Origin of the sequence: Clostridium sp. AM33-3 (genome assembly GCF_003480315.1) — a bacterium.
In the GTDB taxonomy this organism is placed as follows: Bacteria; Bacillota; Clostridia; order Lachnospirales; family Lachnospiraceae; genus Brotaphodocola.
Genome location: NZ_QUIV01000044.1, coordinates 1 through 5662, shown reverse-complemented (window position 1 = coordinate 5662; position 5662 = coordinate 1). Strand labels below are relative to the sequence as shown.

At 44.1% G+C, this 5662-nt stretch carries 5 protein-coding genes; all 5 read left to right on the top strand.

What is annotated here, in order from left to right:
- The first annotated feature begins 149 nt into the window (after positions 1 to 149).
- Positions 150 to 785 carry a hypothetical protein gene (locus DW819_RS15365; protein WP_002595442.1) on the top strand — a complete coding sequence of 212 codons (636 nt, stop codon included), beginning with the start codon at positions 150 to 152 and terminating at the stop codon, positions 783 to 785.
- On the top strand, positions 778 to 1098 hold the full coding sequence (gene mobC, locus DW819_RS15360; RefSeq protein ID WP_002595443.1) for a plasmid mobilization relaxosome protein MobC: 321 nt from the start codon (positions 778 to 780) through the stop codon (positions 1096 to 1098). The genes DW819_RS15365 and mobC overlap by 8 nt, the downstream gene beginning before the upstream one ends.
- Complete coding sequence (locus DW819_RS15355; RefSeq protein ID WP_002595444.1) at positions 1059 to 2174, top strand: relaxase/mobilization nuclease domain-containing protein; 1116 nt, start codon at positions 1059 to 1061, stop codon at positions 2172 to 2174. The genes mobC and DW819_RS15355 overlap by 40 nt, the downstream gene beginning before the upstream one ends.
- Positions 2175 to 2564: 390 nt before the next feature.
- Positions 2565 to 3119 (top strand): hypothetical protein, encoded by a 555-nt coding sequence (locus tag DW819_RS15345; protein WP_002595445.1) that lies wholly within the window; start codon positions 2565 to 2567, stop codon positions 3117 to 3119.
- A 381-nt stretch (positions 3120 to 3500) separates the two neighbouring features.
- The gene (locus tag DW819_RS15340) at positions 3501 to 4883 is read left to right on the top strand and encodes a hypothetical protein (protein ID WP_002595441.1); all 1383 of its coding nucleotides are present in this window, start codon (positions 3501 to 3503) and stop codon (positions 4881 to 4883) included.
- Positions 4884 to 5662 lie beyond the last annotated feature (779 nt).

Here is a 5662-nt window from a genome sequence, read left to right as displayed (position 1 = left end):
ATATATTGCAAGTTCCCTAAAGTGATAGCCTAACGGCTACACTTTAGAACTTGTGAGGGTGGCAAAGCCCCCCTTCAATCCCCCTTTGAGTGACCGCAGATATGCGGTAAATTGTTGAGTGATAGCCAAGAAGAAAGAGAGGTAAAAGCATGAGTTGGGGCGAGGAACAGCAGAAAGAAATTGAGACAATCAGAGAGAGAAAAATCACAGTGAAATTGTCGGACGCAGATTGTGACCGACTGGCGAGAAAGTGTGGGAAGCATGGTCTGACAATCGGAGAGCTGATAGAGAATTTTGTCGGAGATTTGGTGGGCGGTACTTACTCCAATGGAAGTGATGAAAGAGATTATGCTGACCAGTGGTTCGAGCGTTGTTGGTTCGGAATGTTCCCAGAGCCTACACTGCTGAATCACTTATTGAATTTGGGTTATGAACCAGAGCATTATCTGGATATGTTGGAGAACGTAGAGACAATAAAATCCGACATTGAAATTACTAAACAGAACATAGCAGAGCCAAGTGATGAATGGAAAGACATTGTGTACCACAAGTATAATGATGATTTTACAAGCTATGAGTGTGTGCCTTGTTACAATAGTGTTGATGAATATATAGCAAGCGAAAAAGAAGATTTAGAAAGCTATAAGGCAGACTTAGAAGAAGCACTGGAAGAACTGAAAGACATGAGAGCGGACTGGAAGCCAGAGAAAGAGCCGAACATGAACGAGGAAATCGAACTCATTAAGAAGTGGGTAAAGGAAAGAGAGGACTTCATCAATGAATAGGACAAGACCGAAGCAGATAGTTATAAGAGTGTCAGAGGAAGAACTTGCACAGATAAAAGAAAAAGTAGAGCAGTCTGGAAAGAGCCAACAGCAATATATCATTGAAGCCCTCACACAGTCGAACATTGTCAATCTGGACGGACTGAAAGAGATATATCCAGAGCTGAAAAGGCAAGGCAACAATCTGAACCAGATAGCCAAGAAGCTGAATGAAAATGGATATGTGGACTATAAGCAAGAGCTTCCTAACACCATGAAAGAGGTGAGAGAAGTATGGCAGTTATTAAAGCAGTATCTTCAAAAGCAGGCATAGGGCAAGCACTGGACTATGTGACAAAAGAGGAAAAGACAGAGGATAAGCTTGTCAGCGGTCTGCACTGTGAACCAGATACAGTAAAGGACGAAATGCAAGCCACCAAGGAACTATGGGAGAAAACCGGGGGAAGGACATACAAGCACTTTGTCCAGAGCTACCATAAGGACGAGAAAATCACGCCGGAGCAGGCACACAGGAACGCCTTACAGCTTGCAGAGAATACGTCGGCATGGAAAGGGTTTGAGGTGCTTGTGGCTACCCATAAGGACAAAAAACATATCCATACGCACTTTATCGTCAATTCCGTCAATTTTGAGGACGGGCACAAGCTGCAGTGGAGCAGCGCCGACCTGCAGGAGCTGAAGGAGCGGTGCAACGCACAGAGCAGGGAGCAGGGGCTACACGTCTCAGAAAAGGGAAAGACCTTTGAAGGAGCGGAACGTGAGGAAACAGTGGCATGGAAAAAAGAGACGTACCAGCTTCTGAAGCAGGCGGAGCAGGGGAAAGTGAAAAGCTATGTCCAGGACATTGCCCTGGCAGTCCTGGACTGTAAGGAAACAGCGACCAGCCGGGAAAGCTTTATTCGGCTGATGAATGAAAGAGGGTACGGAGTGGACTGGCAGGACAGCCACAAATACATCACATATACCGACTTAGCAAGGAAGCAGGCAGGAGAAAAGGCTTGCAAAATTCGTAATAATAAGCTGGAAAAATACTACAACATGGGTTTTGGAAAGGAGGAACTGGAGCATGAGTTTGAGAGAAATGCACGAACAGCAGAAGTCAGAGCAGGCAAGTCCGAGAGAACGGATCCAAGAACTGAACCGTCAGAGCCGGACAGAGCTGGAGAACAGCCTGCTGAAGGAAGCCTTAGCTTTGTCGAGCGAGAGCTGCGAGGAATTGATGAAGCAGTCAAATCAAGGACAAGCAAGGGCAGAGCAGAACAGGCAGAGAGACGCCGAGCTGAGCAGGCAGCTCATCAGCGAGCTGAAGAAGCAAGTCGAGCAGTTAGAGAACAGCAACGAACTACTTCAGAACGCCATATCAGCCGGAATTGGGAGCCTGAGAGATGAGGTCAGAGAAAGTACCGTCCAAGAGGTAAAAAAGGCGTTACAGGCGAATATAGAGGCGGTACAGAAGGCAACAAAAGCTCTTGAAAAGCAGTCTGATACGCTTACAAGCGTAATGAAGCAGAAAGTCCGGGAGCTGGAGGAAAGCAAAAACAGCTTTTTCAGATATGAGGGCTTGAAGATATACCTGTTTTGGGGCGGTATGGTCTGTAATATTGGGACGTTTTTGATAGTGTTATATTATTTATTTGTCAAGTAAAGTTTTATAAAAATGTTATATATAATTAATGTTTTTTTGTTGAAAATATAGTATAGTAAAACAAAAAGGAGGGGATGCCAATGTACTTGTTGCTTTAGATGCTATAAAAATACATTGACATAGGAGGAAAATTAATGAGAAATATTCGCAGATCTGTAGCGTTAGCTTTGGCAGCAATAATGATGATGGCTATGAATATGGTTAGTTTTGCAGCAGATACAGCTCCTGCTGAAACCGAGGCGGTAGAATCGGTGACTCGTTCAACTAATGGAGAATCTGTTTTGCTGGATAAAGTATATTTTGCGTGTGATGGAAAAAACACAATTTCTTCTCGAGAACCTATTCCTGCTACAGCTTTAGATATTGAAAATAGAATTTTAGGAAGTATGGAGTATTTTTATGATGGTTTAGATTCATCTGGAAGACCGCAGTACACAGTTAAGGCATCTATGACGTCTAATCCATTAAAATTAAAATCCAGTAAACTTGTAACAAGAGCTGAAGGAGTAAATAGTTGGCATACAAATGAAGAAGATCATAATGGGTATACAGGAACTAATTCTCGAAGCTATGTATATACGACTCCGAATCCACCATCAAATCCATATTGTGAAGCAATATTAACCGCAACTGATGAGAAAGGTGACGAATACGCAGTATGGAAAGGAACTCTTCGTGATGCTAAGTAGAAAATACTGAAATATTGGTAAGAGTAGTGATGAAAATAAGAGGGAGTGAAGTGAGGATGAGATATTCTTAATTCACTCCCTTTTTTTAGAGGTCAAAAAGGTGCAATAAATTCATTGATAAGATAAGCGATAAGGGCGAGAGGGAGTGAGGTGTAGATATTGACACCAAAAAGGCACTCCCTTATACTTGATGGAAAAAGGTAAAATACTTCATTGATAAGATAAGCGGTGAAGGCGAGAGGGAGTGAGGTGTAGATATTGACACCAAAAAGGCACTCCCTTATACTTGAGAGAAAAAGGTGCAAAAATCTATTGATAAGATTAGCGGTCAAGCGGAGTAAGGGCAGTATATTATATAATATATCTAAGTAGGAGAAAAATATGCGTAGAAATACAAAAACAATGTATGAGTGGAGAAAGGTATATAGGGATAAAGAGGAGCTGATGTTGGAGAGAGGTTTTCCAGAGGTCAGCCCCCATGAGTTCTATCGTGACTTGTTCCCAGAGGGGAGCTTACAGAGTGCAGAGCATGACGGAAAAGGAAATGTGATTGCAACCCAGATAAGACCATCTGGAAAGGGAAGAACGAAGCAGTGGGTTATAGATGATAGTCTGAATATGCTTGATAAGGTCATAGGGGACGAGTTCGGACTGATACCGCCTATCACGTTCTATGGCAAGACACACACGAAGCAGAACGCACATGAACTGTATGCGGTTGCAATAGATATTGATTATGTCGGAAAACAGCAGTTGAAGAACCTCTTGAAGCAATTCGGGAACGGAGTACAGCTCCGACCGACCTACCTTGTGAGTTCTGGAAAGGGTGTCCATGCCTATTACTTTTTGAAAGAGCCAGTACAGTTGTATCATAATCTGGAAGATACCCTTGCGGAGCTGAAAGAAGCATTTATCCGCAGACTATGGAACGATACGAGCAGTATCAGACCAGACAGCCCAGATATAACAGGTATCTATCAAGGCTTTAGGTGTGTTGGGAGCCAGAGCAAGCTGGGGGCAGACTTCCCAGTGAAAGCCTATAAGATGTCGGATAACCGCTATACTCTGGAAGATATAAAGGACAGCATACCGAACTGTAAGGTTGATTTATCGGTACTTACAGAGAAGCCGAAGAAAGAAAAGAGTAAGCTGTCACTGGACGAAGCAAAGAAGCTGTACCCAGAGTGGTATCAAGAGCGAGTTGTAGAGGGCAGACCGAAGAAAAAAGGCACATGGGTGTGTAATGAAGCCCTTTATGAGTGGTGGAAGAACAAGATTTTTACCGAAGTAAAGGTAGGCGGTAGGTACTTCTCAATCATGGCATTGTGTGCGTATGGCTTGAAATGTGGCATATCTGAAAGACGAATAAGGCAAGATGCCTATTCATTTTTGGAGCATCTGGAGAGCCTTACAGATGATGAGGACAACCATTTTACAAGGGAAGATGTAAAGGACGCATTGAAAGCCCTCAAAGCTGATAACAAGCTACTTTCGACTATGGCAAGCCGAGAATGGATAGAGAAGCAGACGAAAGTTGTCATACCGCCAAATAAGAGGAACGGCAGAAAGCAAGCCACGCACTTAAAAATCGCACGTTTTACCCTTGAAACAATGAATGAGGACAGGGGCAAAGCTCTACAAGGGAGACCAGACAAGGCGAAGATTGTCGAAGAATGGAGAGAAAGCAACCCTCTGGGAACAAAAGCGGACTGCATCCGAGAGACAGGACTTGCAAAGCATACGGTTTATAAGTGGTGGAAGTAGGGCATACTTGAAATGCTGAAAGGCATATGCTATAATGCCAGTAGGCAAGAAAGACGAAAGTGCTCATTGTGGCACGCAAAAAGCCCCGGAGTTGCGACCTCCGGGGCTTTTCTATTCCGTTGTGGCAAGGTGGCTTATGCCTTAGGCTGGCTACCGCCTATTTATCTCCGTCCAGCCATTTGCAGATGTAGTAGGCGACTACACTTGCCAAGACAGAGAGTAAGAAAGACGAAAATATACTCATGGTGGCACACCCCCTTTCTGTACCTGTATAGGGGTGGTAGCGTTGCCCATTATACCATAGTGGCAGAAATGCCACAAGAAGCCATTTCCCCTTGTTTATTATCAGAGCCATAAGGAAAAGAGTGTCAAGGGCGGTCGAAAGACCGCAGCGTTTACCCTTGATACTCTTTTTTGTTGGCTATCATGCCGGAGGGGGAAACGGCTGTCCGTCCGTTCCGTCACTTCCCCTTGTGCTTCATTGTCTGTTCCGGCGGAAGAAAGTAAAGGGTGGTCTGCGACCATTTTTTATCTGCTGCATTCGCTGATCGGCAAGCCGAAGCTCATACTGCAGATAAAAAACAAGCCCTTGACTGTCTCCCTCCTACACTTCCAAAGTCGCCCAAGAGGAAGTAAGCTCCACTGTATTTCTGGCGAAATCCACGCACGAATATATCCGCTTGACAAGTGGCTATCACTATGCTATATTATGTGTAGCGGATATATTGCAAGTTCCCTAAAGTGATAGCCTAACGGCTACACTTTAGAACTTGTGAGGG